Source organism: Streptomyces sp. NBC_01446 (assembly GCF_026340095.1).
Lineage (GTDB): Bacteria > Actinomycetota > Actinomycetes > Streptomycetales > Streptomycetaceae > Streptomyces > Streptomyces aureus.
Map to the genome: position 1 here is coordinate 2069390 of NZ_JAPEPO010000001.1, position 19606 is coordinate 2088995.

Here is a 19606-nt window from a genome sequence, read left to right on the forward strand (position 1 = left end):
GGTCGCGGCACGAGCGGGCCGAGGGCACGCTATGAGGGCCGACGGGCGTGTGCGGACGGTACGTAGGACCCACATCGGGCACGTCCACCGGTGTGGGAGACTGGTCTAGACAACCGTGAGAATCCTGAAGGGCAGCATCACATGGCTGAGCGCCGCGTCAACGTCGGCTGGGCCGAGGGCCTTCACGCCCGCCCCGCCTCCATCTTCGTCCGCGCGGCCACGGCGGCCGGCGTCCCCGTGACGATCGCCAAGATCGACGGCACCCCTGTCAACGCCGCCTCCATGCTCGCGGTGCTCGGCCTGGGCGCCGGCGGCGGCGAGGAGATCGTCCTGGCCTCCGACGTCGAGGGTGCGGACATCGCGCTCGACCGTCTGGCCAAGCTGGTCTCCGAGGGGCTCGAGGAGCTTCCCGAGACCGTCTAGTACGGGCCGGTGCGGGGTCGCTCAGCACTGCCCCGTACGGGATCTCTGGATTCTGGGGCGCCGTTTACTGCTCGCAGAAGATCGCGCCGCATAAAGGGTCTGTTCGGATTTTCCGAGCAGACCCTTTTGCTTTCTGCGGCCCTGTTCTCATAATTCCGGGGCAGCGAAAACAGAGCCCTTCGAAATGGGCCGCCCTCTTTGTATACGGCGCCTCTGTTAATGCTGGAGCCCGGCCGTGTTGACGGGATGTTGCGAAGTCCTCACACGGCCACCCTTATGAGGGGCGCGCAGGCTGTGAGCGGCCATTGCGCGCTCCGTGTGCTGCGCCGTGAGCGCCCGCGCGCGCTCCACGTCACCGCGCGCCACGGCGTCCACGATCGCCCCGTGCTCGGCCCAGGAGGCGGCGGGCTGCGCGGGCTGCTCGACGGTGTACATCCACGCGATCTTGTGGCGGAGCTGCGTGAGCATCGTGATCAGCCCCGGGCTGCCGGACGTCTGTGCCAGCGTCTCGTGGAACCAGCCGCCCAGCGAGCGCAGATCCTCGCTCTGACCTCGCCGGGAGCGCTCCTGCCCCAGCCTGACCAGGCCTCGCAGCACCTTCAGGTGCGCCTCGGTGCGGCGCTGCGCGGCGCGGGCGGCGGCGAGCGGTTCGAGGAGCATCCGGATCTCCAGCTGGTCCGCCGCCTCCTGCGTGGTGGGTTCGGCGACGCACGCGCCCGCGTGCCTGCGGGTGACGACGAAGCCCTCGGCCTCCAAGGTGCGCAGCGCCTCGCGTACGGGGACGCGGGAGACGCCGTAGCGGCGGGCGAGCACCTCCTCGGTGAGTCTGCCGCCACGCTCGTAGACACCGGAGACGATGTCGTCGCGGATCGCCGTGCATACCGAGTGCGCCGGAATGCGCATGAACCGACCTCCGCCTTAATCCCCGCGAAACGCGGTAGACAGTCGCTCGTACAGCGCGATCGAAGTTCGTTCAGCGCGCTTGCCCAGCGACTCTATTCCAGCGTGCGCGAATTTCCGACGGCAGGCCGTAATCCATGGATATTTTTTGGACAGCGCAGCCGGGAACGAACGAGCCGGTCCGGTGACGAGCACCGCCGGTAACGCCGAAATCCCCGGCTCGGTGAGCCGGGGATTTCGGTGCGTTGTCGCGAGTACGCGGCGAAGGTCAGACGTTGATGCCGTGCGAGCGCAGGTACGCGACGGGGTCGACGTCCGAGCCGTACTCGGGGCTCGTGCGCGCCTCGAAGTGGAGGTGCGGGCCCGTGACGTTGCCCGTCGCCCCGGAAAGGCCTATCTGCTGGCCCGGGGTGACCGTCTGGCCGACGGAGACGCCGATGGACGACAGGTGGCCGTACTGCGTGTACGTGCCGTCGTTCATCTTGATGACGATGTTGTTGCCGTAGGCGCCGCCCCAGCCGGCCTCCACGACCGTGCCCGCGCCCACGGCGTGGACCGAGGTGCCGCTGGCGGCGTGGAAGTCGATGCCGGTGTGGCTGCCGGAGGACCACAGGCCGCTGCTGGCCTTGTACGCGGTCGACACGTACGAGCCGGTGACGGGCATGACGAAGGCGTTGAGGCGCTTGCGCTCGGCCGCACGGGCGGCGCGCTCCTTGGCCTCACGCTCGGCCTTGGCCTTGGCGGCGGCCTTGCGCCGGTCCTCCTCGGCCTTCTTCTTGGCCGCGGCCTCGGCCTTCTCCTTCGCGGCGGCCTCGTCGGCGGCCTGCTGCTGGGCGGCGGCCTGCGCGTCGATCTGCGCCGCGAGGGAGTCACCGATGGAGATGGCCTTGGTCAGGCCGGTCTGCTCAAGAGACGCGTCGTCAGCGGCGAGGGCGGGGGCGGCGAGGCCTCCGATGACACCGGTCGTGGTGAGCGCGGCGACGCCGGCGACCTGCGCGGTGGTACGCGTGAGACGGCTCGGGCGACGGTGCTTCCCGGTGGCACGGGTGAACGCCATGGAGTGGCTGATCCTTTCCTTCCTTCTCGCCTACCGGGTTAGCTGACGGGTTCGGAGCAGGAAGGTCTCCTACGGACCCCCTTCAAGGAAGGGCGTCCGATTCACCCCAGGGACGGTGGGTCCCCGGCTCCCCCGGCTCGCGCCTTGGGGGACTCGGCGATGACTGTCCGGTGCCGCGGGCGCGGCGTGCATCTGGCGGACAGCCGGACCGACGCTAAGCGGGGCATCTTTCAATCAACAAACGGAACCGGGCTTTTGTAGCGCATGCCACAGGGCAGACAGGCAACCACTGGTTCAATTCGGACATACAGGGGCCCCGGTGGTCATCTCGCCCACCGGGGCCCCTCGTTGCACACCGGTCACGGTCAGCCCGTGACGACGGTCACCTCTCCGATGCCGAGCGCCCTGACAGGCTCCTCGATCTGGGCTGCGTCACCCACGAGCACCGTCACCAGACGGTCCATCGGGAAGGCGCTCACGACGGCCGCGGTGGCCTCCACGGTGCCCGTCGCGGCGAGCCGCCGGTACAACTCCGCCTGGAAGTCGTCCGGCAGATGCTGCTCGACCTGGTCGGCGAGCGTCCCCGCGACGGCAGCGGCGGTCTCGAACTTGAGCGGGGCGACCCCCACCAAGTTCTGTACGGCCACGTCCCGTTCGGCGTCGGTCAGGCCCTCCGCGGCGAGCGTGCGCAGCACCTTCCAGAGGTCGTCGAGCGCCGGACCCGTGTTCGGTGTGTCCACGGAGCCGCTGATGGCGAGCATCGCGGCGCCCGTCCCGTCCGGCGCCGAGCGCAGCACCTGGCCGAACGCCCGCACGCCGTAGGTGTATCCCTTCTCCTCGCGCAGGACACGGTCCAGACGGGAGGTGAGGGTGCCGCCCAGGCAGTACGTGCCGAGCACCTGCGCCGGCCACACCCGGTCGTGCCTGTCCGCGCCGACGCGGCCGATCAGGATCTGCGTCTGCACCGCGCCCGGCCGGTCGACGATCACGACCCGGCCGGTGTCGTCGGCCGTCACGGGCGGTACGGGGCGCGGCTCGGCCGTGTTCCCCGTCCAGGCGCCCAGCGTGTCGGCGAGCAGGACGTCGAGGTCGATGCCCGCGAGGTCGCCCACGACGACCGCGGTGGCCGTGGCGGGGCGCACGTGCCGGTCGTAGAAGGCGCGTACGGCCGCCGCGTCGATGGCCGCGACGGTCTCTTCGGAGCCCTGGCGCGGGCGGGACATGCGCGCGGTGGCCGGGAAGAGCTGCTTCGAGAGCTCCTTGGCGGCGCGGCGGCCGGGGTTGGCCGTCTCGTGCGGGATCTCGTCGAGCCGGTTGCGCACGAGACGTTCGATCTCACTGTCCGCGAACGCGGGTGCCCTGAGGGCGTCGGCGAGCAGGCCGAGCGCCTTCGGCAGGCGGGAGACGGGGACCTCCAGAGAGACCCGTACGCCGGGGTGGTCGGCGTGCGCGTCGAGGGTGGCGCCGCAGCGCTCCAGTTCGGCGGCGAACTCCTCGGCCGCGAGCTTGTCGGTGCCTTCGGAGAAGGCCCTCGCCATGATGGTGGCGACGCCGTCGAGCCCGGCGGGCTCGGCGTCCAGGGGCGCTTCGAGGTGGATCTCGATGGCGACGACCTGCTGGCCCGGGCGGTGGCAGCGCAGCACCGTCAGGCCGTTGTCGAGGGTGCCGCGCTCGGGCGCGGGGAACGCCCACGGCCGCGCCGTGCCGGCCTGGGGCTGCGGGTGGAAGTCCATGGTCGCGAGCTCGGTCACTTGCCGGCCTCCTCGTCTGCGGTCCCGCCTGCGGTCTCGTCCGTGGTCGCTGCGGCGGTCTCGTCGGCCTCTTCGGGGGCCGTGGGCTCGTAGACGAGCACCGCGCGGTTGTCGGGGCGCAGATGGGCCGCGGCCACCTCCTGGACCTCCTCCGCGGTGATGTCGAGGACGCGCTGGACGGCGGTCAGGGCGAGCTGCGGGTCGCCGAACAGGACGGCGAACCTGCACAGTTCGTCGGCGCGGCCCGAGACCGTGCCGAGCCGGTCGAGCCACTCGCGCTCCAACTGTGCCTGGGCGCGCTCCATTTCCTCCGGAGTGGGACCGTCGGCGGCGAACCGCGCGAGCTCCTCGTCGACGGCCTCCTCGATGACCGGCACCTCGACGTCGCCGGACGTCTTCACGTCCAGCCACCCCACGGAGGGCGCCCCCGCGAGCCTCAGGAGACCGAACCCGGCGGCGACGGCGGTCTGGTCACGGCGGACGAGACGGTTGTAGATCCGGGACGACTCGCCGCCGCCGAGGACCGTCAGGGCCAGGTCGGCCGCGTCGCACGCGCGCGAGCCGTCCTGCGGCAGCCGGTAGGCGGCCATCAGCGCCCGGGCCGGGACCTCCTCCTCGACGACCTCGCGCACGCCCTCACCGATCCGGTCGGGCAGGGCGCCGTCGCGCGGGGGCTGCTTCCCGTCGTGGCGCGGGATGGAGCCGAAGTACTTCTCGACCCAGGCCAGCGTCTGCTCGGGGTCGATGTCCCCGACGACCGAGAGGACGGCGTTGTTCGGGGCGTAGTACGTACGGAAGAAGTTCCGCGCGTCCTCCAGAGTGGCCGCGTCCAGGTCGGCCATGGAGCCGATGGGCGTGTGGTGGTACGGGTGGCCCTCCGGGTACACGAGGGCGGTCAACTTCTCGAACGCGGTCCCGTACGGAACGTTGTCGTAGCGCTGGCGGCGCTCGTTCTTGACGACGTCGCGCTGGTTCTCCATCGACTCCTCGTCGAGCGCGGCGAGGAGGGAGCCCATCCGGTCGGCCTCCAGCCAGAGCGCGAGCTCCAGCTGGTGGGTCGGCATGGTCTCGAAGTAGTTGGTGCGCTCGAAACTCGTCGTCCCGTTCAGCGAGCCGCCGGCGCCCTGCACCAGCTCGAAATGCCCGTTCCCGTGGACCTGCTTCGAGCCCTGGAACATCAGGTGCTCGAAGAGGTGAGCCAGGCCGGTGCGGCCCTTGACCTCGTGGCGCGAGCCGACGTCGTACCAGAGGCAGACGGCTGCGACCGGGGTCAGGTGGTCCTCGGAGAGCACCACGCGCAGCCCGTTGTCGAGGCGGTGCTCGGTCGCTGTCAGGCCGCCGGAGCCGGCCTCGGCGGTGGCCGTGTGACCCATGGGCATGTACGTCCCTTCGATCGCGGAACTATCGCGGAAACTGCAGATGTGCTGCCAGTTCTGCCACTGTATGCAAGCGTTCTGACGCCTGGCGAAGTTCCCGCACTGGGTACGCCGAGAGCGAGCACCGAACGCCGTACGGACGGGTCGCGGTCGGCGTTGTCAGTGGGGCGGTCCACAATGGTGCGCGTCAGATTCTTGTACATGCCCCGGCAGCATCTGTGAAGGAGCCGCAGCAGCGATGGCCCGCCGCAGCACGAAGACCCCGCCTCCCGACGACTTCGAGGAGCGGATCCTCGACATTGACGTTGTCGACGAAATGCAGGGCTCCTTCCTCGAGTACGCCTACTCGGTGATCTACTCCCGGGCCCTGCCGGACGCCCGTGACGGCATGAAGCCCGTGCACCGGCGCATCGTCTACCAGATGAACGAAATGGGCCTGCGCCCCGACCGCGGCTATGTGAAGTGCGCCCGCGTCGTCGGCGAGGTCATGGGTAAGTTGCACCCGCACGGAGACGCGTCGATCTACGACGCCCTGGTGCGCCTCGCCCAGCCCTTCTCGATGCGCCTCCCCCTGGTCGACGGCCACGGAAACTTCGGCTCCCTGGGGAACGACGACCCGCCGGCCGCCATGCGGTACACCGAGTGCCGGATGGCCCCCGCGACGTCGCTGATGACGGAGTCGATCGACGAGAACACCGTCGACTTCGGGCCGAACTACGACGGCCAGGAGCAGGAGCCCGCCGTCCTGCCGGCCGCCTACCCGAACCTCCTGGTCAACGGCGCGTCCGGCATCGCCGTCGGCATGGCGACGAACATGCCGCCGCACAATCTCGGCGAGGTCATCGCCGCCGCCCGTCACCTGATCAGGCACCCGGGCGCCGACCTCGAGACGCTCATGAAGTTCGTCCCGGGCCCCGACCTGCCGACCGGCGGCCGGATCGTCGGCCTGTCCGGCATCAAGGACGCCTACGAGTCGGGCCGCGGCACCTTCAAGATCCGCGCCACGGTCTCCGTGGAGGACGTGACGGCGCGCCGCAAGGGCCTCGTCGTCACCGAACTGCCCTTCGCGGTGGGCCCCGAGAAGGTCATCGCGAAGATCAAGGACCTGGTCGGCTCCAAGAAGCTCCAGGGCATCGCGGACGTCAAGGACCTCACCGACCGCCAGCACGGCCTGCGCCTGGTCATCGAGATCAAGAACGGCTTCGTGCCGGAGGCCGTCCTGGAGCAGCTCTACAAGCTGACGCCGATGGAGGAGTCCTTCGGCATCAACAACGTGGCGCTGGTCGACGGTCAGCCCTTGACGCTCGGCCTCAAGGAGCTCCTGGAGGTCTATCTCGACCACCGCTTCGAGGTCGTACGCCGCCGCAGCGAGTTCCGCCGCACGAAGAAGCGGGACCGGCTGCATCTGGTCGAGGGCCTCCTCGTCGCGCTGGTGGACATCGACGAGGTCATCCGCCTCATCCGCTCCAGCGACAACTCCGCGCAGGCGAAGGAGCGCCTGATGGAGCGCTTCTCGCTGAGCGAGATCCAGACGCAGTACATCCTGGACACGCCGCTGCGCCGCCTCACCAAGTTCGACCGCATCGAGCTGGAGACGGAGCGCGACCGGCTCAACGGCGAGATCGACGAGCTGACCGGGATCCTCGACTCCGACGCCGAGCTGCGCAAGCTCGTCTCGGCCGAACTGGCCTCGGTGGCGAAGAAGTTCGGCACCGAGCGCCGCACCGTGCTTCTGGAGTCGGCGGGCACGGCGGTCACCGCGGTGCCCCTCCAGGTCGCCGACGACCCGTGCCGCGTGCTCCTGTCGTCCACGGGCCTCCTGGCGCGCACGGCGACCGCCGACCCGTTCGGGGACGACGAGGACGCCCGGCGCACCAAGCACGACGTGATCGTCTCCGCGGTCCCGGCGACGGCGCGCGGCGAGATCGGCGCGATCACGTCCACGGGGCGCCTGTTGCGGCTCAATGTCATCGACCTGCCGCAGCTCCCGGAGACGGCCTCGGCGCCGAACCTCTCCGGCGGCGCGCCCGTCACGGAGTTCCTGTCGTCGCTGGAGGCGGACGAGAAGGTGGTCTGTCTGACCACTCTCGACGAGTCGTCCCCCGGCCTGGCGATCGGTACCGAGCAGGGCGTGGTCAAGCGCGTCGTGCCCGACTACCCGACGAACAAGGACGAGTTGGAGGTCATCGGACTCAAGGACGGTGACCGCATCGTCGGCGCAGTGGAGCTGCGTACCGGCGAGGAGGACCTGGTCTTCATCACGGACGACGCGCAGTTGCTCCGCTACCAGGCCTCGCAGGTACGTCCGCAGGGCCGGGCCGCGGGCGGTATGGCGGGCATCAAGCTGGCCGACGGCGCCAAGGTGATCTCGTTCACCGCCGTCGATCCGGCTGTGGACGCGATCGTCTTCACGGTGGCGGGATCGCGCGGCACGCTCGACGACTCCGTCCAGACGACGGCGAAGCTCACCCCGTTCGACCAGTACCCGCGCAAGGGTCGGGCCACGGGCGGTGTGCGCTGCCAGCGCTTCCTGAAGGGCGAGGACTGCCTGAGCCTGGGCTGGGCGGGCCCGACACCGGCCCGCGCGGCGCAGAAGAACGGCACCCCGGCCGAGCTGCCCGAGGTCGACCCGCGCCGCGACGGCTCCGGCGTCTCCCTCGCGAAGACGGTCTCGGTGGTGGCGGGGCCGATCTAGTCCGCGTCCTGCGGTTCCTGTACGTATCTCAGGACGCCCCACATGCTGTGCTCGTCGGCATAGGTGTGCGGGGCGTCCTGGGCGCAGGCGGTCAGTTCCTTGCTCAGTCGCGGGGCGTCGATCCCGGCCCCGATGAGGACGAGCCGGCTGAGGCGCGGCTCCCCGGGCGCCCAGAGCTCCGGTGCGAACCGCAGGAACCGACCGACGGCGTGCACGGTGTACTTGTTGCGACGGTCGGCCGCGCCGAAGTCGACGTACCCCTTGATGCGGTAGAGCCCCTCGGGCCTGCTGTCGAGGAACGCCATCAACCGGCGTGGATCGAGCGGCACTTCGGACTCGACGGAGAGACTGTCGTACGCGGAGTGCAGATGGCCGTCGTGCGCCTCATGCTCGTCGTGTTCGTCTCCGCCCGTACTGTCGCCGTCGTACCGGTGGAGGTCATCGAACGACAGCTGGCCGATCCGCTCGCGCGTCGGCCGGCAGTCGAAGAGGAACTCGGGGTCCACGCGCGCGTACGTCGCGGGAACGACTGCTGCGCCTCCGGCCAGCCCGCGCACGCGCTCCAGGACACGCTGGTGCTCCCTCTCCGGGACCCGGTCGGCCTTGTTGACCACCACGAGGTCGGCGATGGCCAGATGCCGGTCGAGCTCGGGGTGTTGCTCCCGCGTCGTGTCGAACTCGACGGCGTCGACGACCTCGACCAGACCGCCGTACACGATCCGCTGATTCTCGCTGGCGAGCACCATGCGCACGAGCTCCTGCGGCTCGGCGAGCCCGCTGGCCTCGATCACGATCACATCGATGCCGTTGCGGGCCGAGGGCCGGGTGAGCCGGTCCATGTATTCGTCGAGCTCGCTCGCGTCGACGGCGCAGCACAGGCACCCGTTGCCGAGGGAGACGGTGGAGTCGCCGAGCTGCCCGGCGACGGCCATGGCGTCGATCTCGATGGAGCCGAAGTCATTGACGATCGCGCCGATCCGCGTGCCGCCGCCGTGGTGCAGCAGATGGTTCAGCAGGGTGGTCTTGCCGGAGCCCAGGAACCCGGCGAGGACGACGACCGGGATCTGCTGCGGAAGCTCCTGCCTCGGCTGACTCAACGCGCGACCTCTCTCACACACCGACGCGTCCAGGGACGCGCATACCGGCGTTCTTACGACGAATGAATGCCGCCCCAGGATACGAGCGCGTAGAAACACCGCGAAGTGAACGATTGTTAGCGTCGCGGGCTGGGCACACGACAGGCATGGCGCCCGGACGAGCGACCCCTGCTTCCCTCCGTGTGCCTCCTCTCCGCCTCCCCGCCGACCAGCGCCGCTCGGCACCCCGGGGGGCGGCAAGCGCGCCGCCCACCGCTCGCCGGTCCTTTCCCGTCGCCCCGCACCCGACGACCGGCGGACGGTCGCCTGAACCGGGGGTTGACATGGCCACACAGAGTAATGGGATATGGGCGTTGAGTGCCGCCGCGCTGGCGGGGTTCGCTCTCGGCGGGGCCACGTCGGCCTTCGCGAAGCAGCAGCAGCGCCGCGAGGAGGCGCGGCTGCGTACCGAGCAGCTGGAGCGGGACGAGGTGGCCGAGCGCCGCCGCGCCCGGGCCCATCAGCAACGCATGCACTGGGCACTACTGGTCAAGGCCATCGACGACCCGTCCCTCGCGGTCGTGATCAACACGTACGGCGCGGATGTTCCGCTCGAGAAGTTGCGCCAGTACTTCTATGCGAATGCCTGGTACGTCAACATCTTCCACCTGGAGCAGTCGGGCCTCGCCAACCAGGAACAGGTGTACGGCCACCTCCGTGACTTTTTCCAGAGCCCGGTCTTTCGCGAGTACTGGGAAGCCACCCGCAACCACCGAATCGCCCTCAATCACTCGTCCGACGAAGCCCGGCTCGGACGCCTGGCGGACAGGCTCTACGAAGAGCTGGAGGAGGCGGACACGGACGAGTGGTGGGTGGTCGGGGACCCTCCGACATTCTGAGCCCCAGCCGGCCGCCAACGAGCCCCTTCACCCACACCGGTGAACTCGCACGCCCATGTGCCCCAAAATTCCTCAACTTCCGTTCGCATGCGGCCCACAGGCCGCAGGGGGCGCACTAGCCTGACCCGGAACGTGTCAGAGCTATGCCTTCCCTAAGGACCGGTACCCCTTGAAGATCGTGCGCCGCATCGGTGTGCCTCCGCGCGAGCGTGGCAGTGCGTCAGGGGCGACCTGCCCTGACCTGTTCGAGCTGAGCGACGGGAACTTCGCCGTCATCGGGACAGAGGCCACCGCGGAGCTCGACAAGGAGCTTCCGCCTGACGCGGCGCGCGCCGACTACGAGCGCATCGTGATCGTCAGCCGCGAAACGCTCGTGCGCGCGAAGGCCGATATCCCGGACTCCTAGCCCGCCGCCTCCCGGAGCCCGGTCCCCACGAAGGACCGGGCTCCGGCGCGTTCAGGACACGACCGGTACCGGCGCCGGAGCCGCCGGGCCCACATACCGGGCCGCCGGGCGAATGATCTTCGAATCCCGGGCCTGCTCAAGGATGTTGGCGCTCCACCCCACCACCCGCGCAGCGGCGAACGTCGGGGTGAACATCGCGCGCGGCAACCCGCACAGCTCCATGACCACACCCGCGTAGAACTCCACGTTCGTGTGAAGTTCCCGGCCCGGCTTCAGTTCCGCGAGGATCGACTCCACGTGGCGCTCGACCTCGACGGCGAACTCCACCATCGGCCCGCCGAACCCCTCGGCGATGCCCCGCAGCATCCGCGAACGGGGGTCCTCCGTGCGGTAGACGGGGTGGCCGAAGCCCATGATCCGGTCGCCCGCGAGGACCCGCTCGCGGATCCACCCGTCGATCCGGTCCGGCGTGCCGATCGCGTCGAGGGTGTCGAGCGCGCGGCTCGGGGCGCCGCCGTGCAGTGGCCCTGAGAGCGCCCCCACGGCGCCGACCAGACAGGCCGCGACATCCGCACCCGTCGACGTGATGACCCTCGCCGTGAACGTTGACGCATTGAACCCGTGATCAATGGTTGAGATCAGGTACTGCTCGATGGCACGGGCGTGAGCGGGCTCCGGCTCCGAACCCGTCAGCATGTAGAGGTAGTTCGCGGCGTACGACAGGTCGTCGCGCGGTTCGACGGGTTCGAGGCCGTCACCGAGCCGGTGCAGTGCCGTGAGCAGCGTCGGCACGACCGCCGCGGCGGCCAGGGTGTCGTCGCGCCGCCGCTCGTCGTCGATGTCGTACACGGGGCGGAAGCCCTGTGAGGCGCCGAAGAGCGACAGGGCGCTGCGCAGCCCGGCGAGCGGGCCGGAGAGCGCTCCGGCGCGGGCGATCGCGGGCAGCGCGGCCCGCACGTCGTCGGGCAGTCGGCGCAGGGCGGCCGTCCGCGCGGCGAAGGCCACGGACTGCGCGGCGTCAGGCAGCTCACCGTGGATCATCAGGTGCCATACGTCCTCGAAGCCGCGGGTCTGCGCGAGCTCGACGGCTGAGTACTGGCGGTAGTGGTAGAAGCCCTCGCGCCCTCTGACGTCACCCAATTCGGTGTCGGTGACGACGACGCCCGCGAGTCCCCGCGGTACGTCGACAGGGGTGGCCGTGGTCCCGTTGATCGACATGTTTCCTCCCTGGACTTGATTCGACTGTCCATGCTTGACTCGATGCCTGTCAATATTGATTGAATCAATACACACGATGCGGATATACGGTGGCGCGCATGACGGATCACGAACCCGCACCCGCGCGGGAAGCCCGGAGGCTCAGCACCAAGGAGACGGCCGAACTTCTGGGTGTGAAGCCCGAGACCGTGTACGCGTACGTGAGCCGCGGTCAGCTCAGCAGCCGCCGGGCGGCGTCGGGCTCGCGCGGCAGCACGTTCGACGCGGCCGAGGTGGAGGCGCTCGCGCAGCGCAACAAGCGGGAGCCCGCGGCCGGTTCGGCCCCGGGCGAGCTCTCCGTACGCACCCGCATCACGTTGATCGAAAAGGATCGCTACTACTTCCGCGGGGTCGACGCCGCCGAACTCGCCGCGCGTCACTCCTACGAAGAGGTCGCCGAGTGGCTGTGGACCGGGGCACTGCGGCCGGAGGTCCGGTTCACCGCCCCCCGGCAGTCCCTCGCCTCGGCCCGGCGCGCCGTGGGTGCCCTGCCGGAACACAGCGGCCCTGTCGACCGCCTGCGAGTCGCCGCGGTCGCCGCCGCCGTCGCCGACCCGCTGCGCTTCGACCTCTCCGAGGAGGCCGTACTCGGCACGGCCCGCACCCTCATCCCGACGCTGGTGGCCGCCCTGCCGCCCGTACAACACACGCATCGCGACGGCGGACCGCTCGCCCAGCGCCTGTGGGGCCGCCTCTCCGGACGCGAACCCGACGATCCGTCACTGCACGTCCTGGACACGGCACTTGGGCTCCTCGTCGACCACGACCTCGCCGCGTCGACGCTCGCCGTCCGGGTCGCCGCGTCGGCGCGCGCGCACGCGTACGCCGCGGTGTCCGCGGGCCTCGGCGTCCTGGAGGGACCGCTCCACGGCGCCGCCAGCGGTCTCGCGCACCGCATGCTCCTCGAAGTCCTCGACCGCGGCAGCGCGGCCCCTGTGGTGGCGGACGAACTGCGTGCCGGGCGCCGCGTCCCGGGCCTCGGCCACCGCCTGTACAAGGGCGAGGACCCACGCGCCCAGGCCCTGTTCGCCCTCCTGGAAGAGATCCCGCAGGTCCACCCGGCGCTCGCCGCGGCCCGCGACGTCGTGGCGACGACCGCCCGCCACACCGACCTGCACGCGAATGTGGACCTCGCCCTCGCGGTCTTCACCGTCTCGTGCGGCATGCCCGTCGAGGCCGGCGAGACCGTCTTCGCGGTGGCCCGGACGGCGGGCTGGATCGCGCACGCCCTGGAGGAGTACGGCGAGCGCCCGCTGCGGATGCGGCCGAGCGGACAGTACGTGGGACTGCGCCCGCCTCAACCGCTGCCCGCACCCGACGCCCCTCTGGCGACCGAGTGAGGTTAGGCTCCCCTACGTGAGTACGTGTGCGACCGCCTCGCAGGATCTGACCGAGCCTCTCGCGGGGACCGCCGCCACCGCGAGTACCTGGCTGCTGATCGAGCAGCCGGGCCCCTGGGGCGTGAAGGCGCTGACGTCCAGCCATATGGACCCGGAGCTCGGCAGGGCCCTGGAGGCCGCCGCGGAGGGGACCGGCGTGCGCGTCGCCCTCATCAGGCGCCCGGGCCGGCACGCGGACTTCCAGGCCACCACCCGGCGCCATGTGTATATGGCCCACACCATCCCGGGAAACACATGGCTGCGCGGCACCATGACCGAGTCTCCACAGGACTTGCTCGCACTCGACTTCGCCGCCCTCGGAGCGGGTGATCACCGCGGCTTCGGCACGCCGCACAAGGGCGCGCCGCTCGCGCTCGTCTGCACCAACGGCAAGCGGGACCGCTGCTGCGCCCTCCTGGGCCGGCCGCTCGCCGCCGACCTCGCCGCGTCCGGACAGGACGGCGTCTGGGAGGTCACCCACCTCGGCGGCCACCGCTTCTCCCCCACGCTGCTCGTACTGCCCTACGGCTATGCGTACGGCCGTGCCGACGCCGCCCACGTCAATGACACCCTCGACGCGGTGCGGGCCGGCCGGATCGCCACCGACGGGTGCCGCGGGAACTCCGCGTGGGAGCGGCCCGGCCAGGCCGCCGAGCTCGCCGTGCGCACGTCGGCCGGGATCGATGACGCCGGAGTGCTGACCGTCGTCGGCACGGAGGCCACGGCGCCGGGGCATGGGGCGCTCTGGGAGGTCACCGTCACCCACACGAACGGCCGCCGCTGGCACGTCACGGTCGCGCAGAGCGCTTCGCTGCCGCCCCGCCCCGAGAGCTGCGGTGCCGCACTGGGTACTCCGGCGCGCATGGACGTACTCGCGGTGGACGAGATCGCGCCCGCCGTCGCAGGCCCCCTCGGCGCGAGCGGCTGAGCCGACGGGCTCGCGCCCCCACCGGTGTACACACGGCACCCCACCACCCCATTACGAGGTGCATCCCAGCACGCGAGATACCCGCCACATCCGCTACGGAGTACCCCGCTCGCCCCCTTACCGTTCTTCGTATGAGCCCCACTCCCCCCACACGCCGGCTGCGCTTCGGCCTGCCGCGGCGCGTCTTCGCGCAGGTGCTGCTGATGCAGGTGGCGATCGCCGCCGGGGTGGCCGTGCTCGCGACGGGGCTGTTCCTCGCGCCGCTCAGCGACCAGCTCGACGACCAGGCGATGCGCCGCGCGCTGGCGATCGCGCAGACCACCGCGGCCCAGCCGAGCATCGCCGAGGACCTGCGGCATTCACGTCCCACGGTCGACGGCCCCGTCCAGCGGGAGGCCGAGCGGATCCGCCGGGCCAGTGGCGCCGAATACGTAGTGATCATGAACAAGGAAGGCGTCCGCTGGTCCCACACCGATCCGGGCGAGGTCGGCAGGATCGTCTCCACGGACCCCAGCGAGGCGCTCGCGGGCCACGAGGTCATGGGGATCGACAGCGGCACCCTGGGCCGCTCCGCGCGCGGGAAGGTGCCCCTGCGCGACGCACAGGGCGACATCGTCGGGGCCGTCTCCGTGGGCATCGAGTACGACAGCGTCAGGGCGCGGCTCATCCACGCCATTCCGGGCCTGTTCGCCTACGCGGGCGGCGCCCTCGCCGTCGGAGCGCTGGCCGCCTACCTGATCTCACGCCGGGTCCAGCGGCAGACCCGTGACCTGGCGTTCTCCGATATTTCGGGGCTGCTCTCGGAGCGCGAGGCCATGTTGCACGGCATTCGGGAAGGCGTCGTCGCGCTGGACCGGAGCGGCCGGATCCGGCTGCTCAACGACGAGGCGCACCGGCTCCTGGGCATCGGCGACGAGGTGATCGGGCAGTCGCTCGACGACGCGCTGGGCCCGGGTCGTACGACCGATGTGCTGGCGGGCCGGGCCACGGGCACGGATCTGCTGACGGTCCGCGGCCAGCGCGTCCTGATCGCCAACCGCATGCCCACGGACGACGGCGGCGCCGTCGCCACCCTCCGGGACCGCACCGAACTGGAGCAGCTGGGGCGCGAGCTCGACTCGACGCGCGGCCTGATCGACGCCCTGCGCGCCCAGGACCACGAGCACGCCAACCGCATGCACACGCTGCTCGGCCTGCTCGAACTGGAGATGTTCGACGACGCCGTCGAGTTCGTCGGCGAGGTGGTGGGCGACCACAGGGCGACCGCGGAACAGGTGACCGAGAAGGTGCACGATCCGCTGCTCGCTGCTCTCCTCGTCGGCAAGGCGACCGTGGCGGCGGAGCGCGGAGTCGCCCTGTGGATCTCCGACAGGACGCTCCTCCCCGACCGGTTGATCGACCCACGAGGGCTCGTCACGATCGTCGGGAATCTGGTCGACAACGCGGTGGACGCGGTCGCGGGCACCCCCCACGCGCGCGTGGAGGTCGATGTACGGGCGGCCGACGACCGCACGGTGGAGTTGCGGGTGCGCGACACAGGGCCCGGCATCCCCGCCGCCCGACGGGAGTTGATCTTCACGGAAGGGTGGTCCACCAAGAAGCTGCCTTCCCACGGGAAGCGCGGTATCGGCCTGCCCCTCGTGCGCCGGCTCGCGGAACGGCAGGGCGGCAGCGTCCACGTGGGGGAACCGGACGGCGGAGGCGCAGAGTTCACCGTCTTGCTGCCGGAGGCAATCACGGATCCGGGCCTCGCGCAGGAGGCCACCGAGGCACCCATGACCACCACGGCCAACACCGCCGCCGGTGCCATGGCCACCCCCACGAAGGAGGACCCGCGATGATCGAAGTGCTGGTCGTGGACGACGACATCCGCGTCGCGCGCGTGAACGCGGCCTACGTGCAGAAGGTGGCGGGCTTCCGCGTGGTGGCCGAGGCGCACAGCTCGGCCGAGGCCCTGCGTGAGGTGGAGGACCGGCCGCAGATCGACCTGATCCTCATGGACCACTACCTGCCGGACGAGACGGGTCTGGCGACCGTTCAGGAGATCCGGCGCCGCGGCCACCAGACCGACGTGATCATGGTGACGGCGGCGCGTGACGTCTCCACGGTGCAGGCCGCCATGCGGCTCGGGGCGCTGCAGTATCTGGTCAAGCCGTTCGCGTTCGCGGGGCTGCGCGCCAAGCTGGAGGCGTACGCGGGGCTGCGCCGCACGCTGGACGGCGGTGGCGAGGCCGAGCAGGCCCAGGTCGACCGGATCTTCGGCGCCCTCTCTGCAGACACGGAGCCGGACCTCCCGAAGGGACACTCCCTCAGTACGGCGGAGCTCGTACGCAGGGCTCTGGTGGACGCGGAGGGCCCGCTCTCGGCACAGGAGGTCGGGGACCGTACGGGGTTGAGCCGGCAGACGGCCCAGCGCTATCTGAAGCTCCTGGAACGCACCGGCCGGGCCGGCCTGACCCTCAAGTACGGCGACGCGGGCCGCCCGGAACACCGTTATGTCTGGGCGACCCGCACCTGAGCGACGTACGAGGAGTTGACGTGGTCAGCCGGCGGCCTTGTCCACGAACTCGGTGGTGTACGTCTTGCTCAGGTCGACCTTGGCGTTCTTGATGTTCGGGTTGAACGCCTTGAGCACACTCTCAACAGTCTCGGGGCCGTTCTTGGGCATCACGCCGTCCGTCGTGAACATCGGCAGGGTGGCCTTGATCGCCTCGGCGTACAGCTTCTTGTCGCCCTGGGAGTAGTCGGCCGGCATCTTGGCCGCGATCTCGTCGGCGCTGTGCGTGGACATCCACTTGAGCGTCTTCACGAAGGCGTTGGCGAGCTTCTGGACCGTCGGCTTGTGGCTGTTGACCCAGTCCGTCTGCATGTAGAGGCTCGACGACGGGTACGGGCCGCCGAGCGCCTCCTGGGAGCCCTCCGGCGTCCGCATGTCGACGAGGACCTTGCCGAGCTTCTTGTCCAGGATCGTGGCGACCGTGGGGTCCGTCGTCATGCCGCCGTCGATGGCGCCCTTCTGGAGCGCGGAGACGAACGTCGGGCCCGCGCCGACGGCCACCGGCGAGAACTGGCTCGCCTGGACGCCGTTCTTGACCGCCAGGTACTTCGTGAGGAAGTCCGTCGAGGAGCCGAGGCCCGTGATGCCGAGCTTCTTGCCCTTGAAGTCCTTGGGCGAGGAGATGTCCCCGGACGCCTTGTTGGAGACGATCTCCACCTCTCCGGGGGCCCGCGAGAACTGCACCACGGACTCCACGGCCTTGCCCTTGACCTGCAGGTCGAGCGTGTGGTCGTAGAAGCCGACGGCCCCCTGGACCTGACCGGAGACGAGCGCCGTCTCGGCCTGGACACCCGCGGGCTCGCTCAGGAGTTGGACATTCAAACCCTCATCCTTGAAGTAGCCGAGCCGGTCCGTGAGCATCGCCGGCATGTAGATGACCTTGTCCAGGCCGCCGACCATGATCTTGACGTGCTCGCCCTTGCCGTCCGCCTTCTTGCCCGAGCCGGTACTCGTACTGGCGGCGTCGTTGGCGCACGCCGTGAGGGAGGAGACGGCGAGCAGGCCGGTCGCTGCGAGGGCACAGAGCCGCGCGGTCTTGCGCATAGTGGTTCACGTCCTTGTGAAGAGGCTGAAGAGACTGAAGCGGGTGGGGAGAAGGGGGCGGGGAAGCGCTGGTGGGGCGCCGAGGGGCAGTCGTCAGCTGTCCGAATCCGTCGGCTTCCAGCGGAAGATGCGGCGCTCGGCGAAGGTGAGCAGCCCCTCGGCCAGCAGGGCCACGACGGCGAGGATGACCATCGCCGCGTACACACCCGCCGCGTTGAACGTGCCCTGCGACTGCGCGACGAGCAGGCCGACGCCCTTGGTCGCGCCGATGTACTCGCCGACGATGGCGCCGATCAGCGCGAAGCCGAAGCTCACATGGAGGCTGGTGAAGATCCATGACGTGGCGGACGGGATGACGACCTGAAGCGTCACTCGGCGGTCGCTGGCGCCGAGGATGCGCGCGTTGGCGACCAGGTTCCGGTCGACCTCGCGGGCTCCCTGGAAGGCGTTGAAGAACACCGGGAAGAACACCAGGACGACGGCGGAGGCGACCTTGGAGGCCGGGCCGAGGCCGAACCAGATGACGAAGATCGGGGCGAGCACGATCCTCGGGATGGAGTTGAGGACCTTGATGTACGGGCCGAGGACGTCGGCGAGGAAGGTGATGCGCCCGAGCGCGATACCGAAGACGACACCGGCGATCACGCCGATGATCCAGCCGACGAGCGCTTCGTAGAGCGTGTACCAGACCTGTTCACCCAGCGAGCCGAGCGCCGTGCCGTGGGTGGTCCACGTCCAGATCTGGTCCCAGATCTTCGACGGCATCGAGAAGTTGAACGGGTCGATGATCGCGGCGCGCGCGAGCACCTCCCAGAGGCCGAGGACGGCGACGAGGAGCAGGACCCGGGCGCTGCCGATCAGCACCTTGCGCCGGCGGGCGGCGCGGGCCTTGGTGACGGCGCGTCCCGGCTTGGTGGTGTCGGTGGCGGGCGCGGCGGTGACGGTGTCAGGCGACATCGGCGGCACCTCTCTCGCGCGTGATGCGGACCTCTTCGCCGAGGGATTCCCAGATCTCTCGGTAGATGTCGATGAACTCGGGCAGCAGGCGAACCGATTCGACCTTGCGGGGGCGCGGCAGGTCGATGTCGAAGACCTGCTTCACGGTGGCCGGGCCCGCGGTCATGACGACGACCTTGTCGGCCAGCGCGATCGACTCCTCCAGGTCGTGGGTGACGAAGACGACCGAGGCGCCCGTGCCCTCCCACAGCTCCAGGAGCTCGTCCGACATCAGGGCCCTGGTCTGCACGTCGAGCGCCGAGAACGGCTCGTCCATGAGCAGGATCTCGGGGTCGTTGACGAACGTGGCGGCGAGCGCGACACGCTTGCGCTGGCCTCCGGAGAGCTGGTGCGGGTAGCGGTCCTCGAAGGACGCGAGGCCGACGCGGGCCAGCCATTCGCGGGCCTTGGCCTTCGCCTCGGCCTTCGGGACGCCGCGGAAGCGCGGGCCCGCCATGACATTGGACAGCACCGTTCGCCAGGGGAACGTCGCGTCCTGCTGGAACACGAATCCGACCTTGTCGCCGACGCCCTCGACGGGCTGGCCGGCCACCAGGACCTCGCCGTCGGTGGGTTCCTCCAGGCCGCTGACGAGCGTAAGGGTGGTCGACTTCCCGCAGCCGGTGGGGCCGACGACGGCCACGAACTCGCCGCGTGCGACGGTCAGATCGAGCTCCCTGACCGCGGTGTGCAGGCCGCCCGAAGGCGTCCTGAAGATTTTGCTCGCGCCCCGCAGTTCGATGGCGGGGCCGGTGTCTGTGCTCATGGCCGGAAGGTAGATGTGACCTGGGACACCGCATCAGTCTTCTGGGCGCAAGGTGTACTTCTGCTTGCAAGAGGCTGTTGTGCTCGTTTTGCTCGC

The 19606-nt window shown here is 70.2% G+C and carries 17 protein-coding genes and 1 riboswitch; of the genes, 8 read left to right on the forward strand and 9 right to left on the reverse strand.

The features are described from left to right. Positions 1-141 precede the first annotated feature (141 nt). On the forward strand, positions 142-423 hold the full coding sequence (locus OG456_RS09220) for an HPr family phosphocarrier protein (RefSeq protein ID WP_266559038.1): 282 nt from the start codon (positions 142-144) through the stop codon (positions 421-423). A gap of 216 nt (positions 424-639) precedes the next feature. On the opposite strand, the gene OG456_RS09225 is transcribed toward OG456_RS09220, so the two are convergent. From OG456_RS09225 to OG456_RS09240, 4 genes are all read right to left on the reverse strand, one after another. Continuing rightward, positions 640-1326 carry a GntR family transcriptional regulator gene (locus OG456_RS09225; RefSeq protein WP_266559040.1) on the reverse strand — a complete coding sequence of 229 codons (687 nt, stop codon included), beginning with the start codon at positions 1324-1326 and terminating at the stop codon, positions 640-642. 265 nt (positions 1327-1591) lie between these two features. Further along, positions 1592-2380 (reverse strand): M23 family metallopeptidase, encoded by a 789-nt coding sequence (locus OG456_RS09230; protein WP_266559042.1) that lies wholly within the window; start codon positions 2378-2380, stop codon positions 1592-1594. A 12-nt stretch (positions 2381-2392) separates the two neighbouring features. Next, positions 2393-2549: riboswitch (cyclic di-AMP (ydaO/yuaA leader) on the reverse strand. Positions 2550-2745: 196 nt separating this feature from the next. Beyond that, complete coding sequence (locus OG456_RS09235; protein WP_266559044.1) at positions 2746-4131, reverse strand: pitrilysin family protein; 1386 nt, start codon at positions 4129-4131, stop codon at positions 2746-2748. After that, the gene (locus OG456_RS09240) at positions 4128-5504 is read right to left on the reverse strand and encodes a pitrilysin family protein (RefSeq protein ID WP_266559046.1); all 1377 of its coding nucleotides are present in this window, start codon (positions 5502-5504) and stop codon (positions 4128-4130) included. The genes OG456_RS09235 and OG456_RS09240 overlap by 4 nt, the downstream gene beginning before the upstream one ends. 241 nt (positions 5505-5745) lie before the next feature. On the opposite strand from OG456_RS09240, the gene OG456_RS09245 reads away from it, so the two are divergent. After that, positions 5746-8202 carry a DNA topoisomerase (ATP-hydrolyzing) subunit A gene (locus tag OG456_RS09245; protein ID WP_266559048.1) on the forward strand — a complete coding sequence of 819 codons (2457 nt, stop codon included), beginning with the start codon at positions 5746-5748 and terminating at the stop codon, positions 8200-8202. Here OG456_RS09245 and OG456_RS09250 read toward each other — a convergent pair. After that, positions 8199-9299, reverse strand: a complete 1101-nt coding sequence (locus tag OG456_RS09250) for a GTP-binding protein (protein ID WP_266559050.1) — start codon at positions 9297-9299, stop codon at positions 8199-8201. The two genes, OG456_RS09245 and OG456_RS09250, sit on opposite strands and share 4 nt — an antisense overlap. A 323-nt stretch (positions 9300-9622) precedes the next feature. Between OG456_RS09250 and OG456_RS09255 the strand changes: the two genes are divergently transcribed. Further along, the gene (locus OG456_RS09255) at positions 9623-10177 is read left to right on the forward strand and encodes a DUF6082 family protein (protein ID WP_266559052.1); all 555 of its coding nucleotides are present in this window, start codon (positions 9623-9625) and stop codon (positions 10175-10177) included. Between the two features lie 169 nt (positions 10178-10346). Then, positions 10347-10583 carry a hypothetical protein gene (locus OG456_RS09260; protein WP_266559054.1) on the forward strand — a complete coding sequence of 79 codons (237 nt, stop codon included), beginning with the start codon at positions 10347-10349 and terminating at the stop codon, positions 10581-10583. Between the two features lie 51 nt (positions 10584-10634). On the opposite strand, the gene OG456_RS09265 is transcribed toward OG456_RS09260, so the two are convergent. Continuing rightward, positions 10635-11801, reverse strand: coding sequence for a citrate synthase/methylcitrate synthase (locus tag OG456_RS09265; RefSeq protein WP_266559056.1), 1167 nt, complete (start codon positions 11799-11801; stop codon positions 10635-10637). Positions 11802-11899: 98 nt separating this feature from the next. Between OG456_RS09265 and OG456_RS09270 the strand changes: the two genes are divergently transcribed. From OG456_RS09270 to OG456_RS09285, 4 genes are all read left to right on the forward strand, one after another. After that, complete coding sequence (locus OG456_RS09270) at positions 11900-13180, forward strand: citrate synthase (RefSeq protein WP_266559058.1); 1281 nt, start codon at positions 11900-11902, stop codon at positions 13178-13180. A 16-nt stretch (positions 13181-13196) separates the two neighbouring features. After that, positions 13197-14147: a sucrase ferredoxin gene (locus OG456_RS09275; protein WP_266559060.1), complete on the forward strand. Its 951-nt coding sequence runs from the start codon at positions 13197-13199 to the stop codon at positions 14145-14147. Positions 14148-14278: 131 nt separating this feature from the next. Next, positions 14279-15988, forward strand: a complete 1710-nt coding sequence (locus OG456_RS09280) for a sensor histidine kinase (RefSeq protein ID WP_266559062.1) — start codon at positions 14279-14281, stop codon at positions 15986-15988. Continuing rightward, the gene (locus OG456_RS09285; protein WP_266559064.1) at positions 15985-16665 is read left to right on the forward strand and encodes a response regulator; all 681 of its coding nucleotides are present in this window, start codon (positions 15985-15987) and stop codon (positions 16663-16665) included. The genes OG456_RS09280 and OG456_RS09285 overlap by 4 nt, the downstream gene beginning before the upstream one ends. Before the next feature lie 24 nt (positions 16666-16689). Here OG456_RS09285 and OG456_RS09290 read toward each other — a convergent pair whose 3' ends face one another. The 3 genes from OG456_RS09290 to OG456_RS09300 form a co-directional block, all read right to left on the reverse strand. Next, complete coding sequence (locus tag OG456_RS09290; protein WP_266559066.1) at positions 16690-17748, reverse strand: ABC transporter substrate-binding protein; 1059 nt, start codon at positions 17746-17748, stop codon at positions 16690-16692. 93 nt (positions 17749-17841) lie between these two features. Beyond that, positions 17842-18705, reverse strand: coding sequence for an ABC transporter permease (locus OG456_RS09295; RefSeq protein WP_266559068.1), 864 nt, complete (start codon positions 18703-18705; stop codon positions 17842-17844). Further along, positions 18695-19510 (reverse strand): ABC transporter ATP-binding protein, encoded by an 816-nt coding sequence (locus OG456_RS09300; protein ID WP_266559070.1) that lies wholly within the window; start codon positions 19508-19510, stop codon positions 18695-18697. Before OG456_RS09300 ends, OG456_RS09295 begins: the two co-directional genes overlap by 11 nt. Positions 19511-19606 lie beyond the last annotated feature (96 nt).

Coding starts and splice junctions, on each gene's coding strand:
- OG456_RS09220 (WP_266559038.1), top strand. CDS start 142: ATGGCTGAGCGCCGCGTCAACGTCGGCTGGGCCGAGGGCCTTCACGCC.
- OG456_RS09225 (WP_266559040.1), bottom strand. CDS start 1,326: ATGCGCATTCCGGCGCACTCGGTATGCACGGCGATCCGCGACGACATC.
- OG456_RS09230 (WP_266559042.1), bottom strand. CDS start 2,380: ATGGCGTTCACCCGTGCCACCGGGAAGCACCGTCGCCCGAGCCGTCTC.
- OG456_RS09240 (WP_266559046.1), bottom strand. CDS start 5,504: ATGGGTCACACGGCCACCGCCGAGGCCGGCTCCGGCGGCCTGACAGCG.
- OG456_RS09245 (WP_266559048.1), top strand. CDS start 5,746: ATGGCCCGCCGCAGCACGAAGACCCCGCCTCCCGACGACTTCGAGGAG.
- OG456_RS09255 (WP_266559052.1), top strand. CDS start 9,623: ATGGCCACACAGAGTAATGGGATATGGGCGTTGAGTGCCGCCGCGCTG.
- OG456_RS09265 (WP_266559056.1), bottom strand. CDS start 11,801: ATGTCGATCAACGGGACCACGGCCACCCCTGTCGACGTACCGCGGGGA.
- OG456_RS09270 (WP_266559058.1), top strand. CDS start 11,900: ATGACGGATCACGAACCCGCACCCGCGCGGGAAGCCCGGAGGCTCAGC.
- OG456_RS09280 (WP_266559062.1), top strand. CDS start 14,279: ATGAGCCCCACTCCCCCCACACGCCGGCTGCGCTTCGGCCTGCCGCGG.
- OG456_RS09285 (WP_266559064.1), top strand. CDS start 15,985: ATGATCGAAGTGCTGGTCGTGGACGACGACATCCGCGTCGCGCGCGTG.
- OG456_RS09290 (WP_266559066.1), bottom strand. CDS start 17,748: ATGCGCAAGACCGCGCGGCTCTGTGCCCTCGCAGCGACCGGCCTGCTC.
- OG456_RS09295 (WP_266559068.1), bottom strand. CDS start 18,705: ATGTCGCCTGACACCGTCACCGCCGCGCCCGCCACCGACACCACCAAG.
- OG456_RS09300 (WP_266559070.1), bottom strand. CDS start 19,510: ATGAGCACAGACACCGGCCCCGCCATCGAACTGCGGGGCGCGAGCAAA.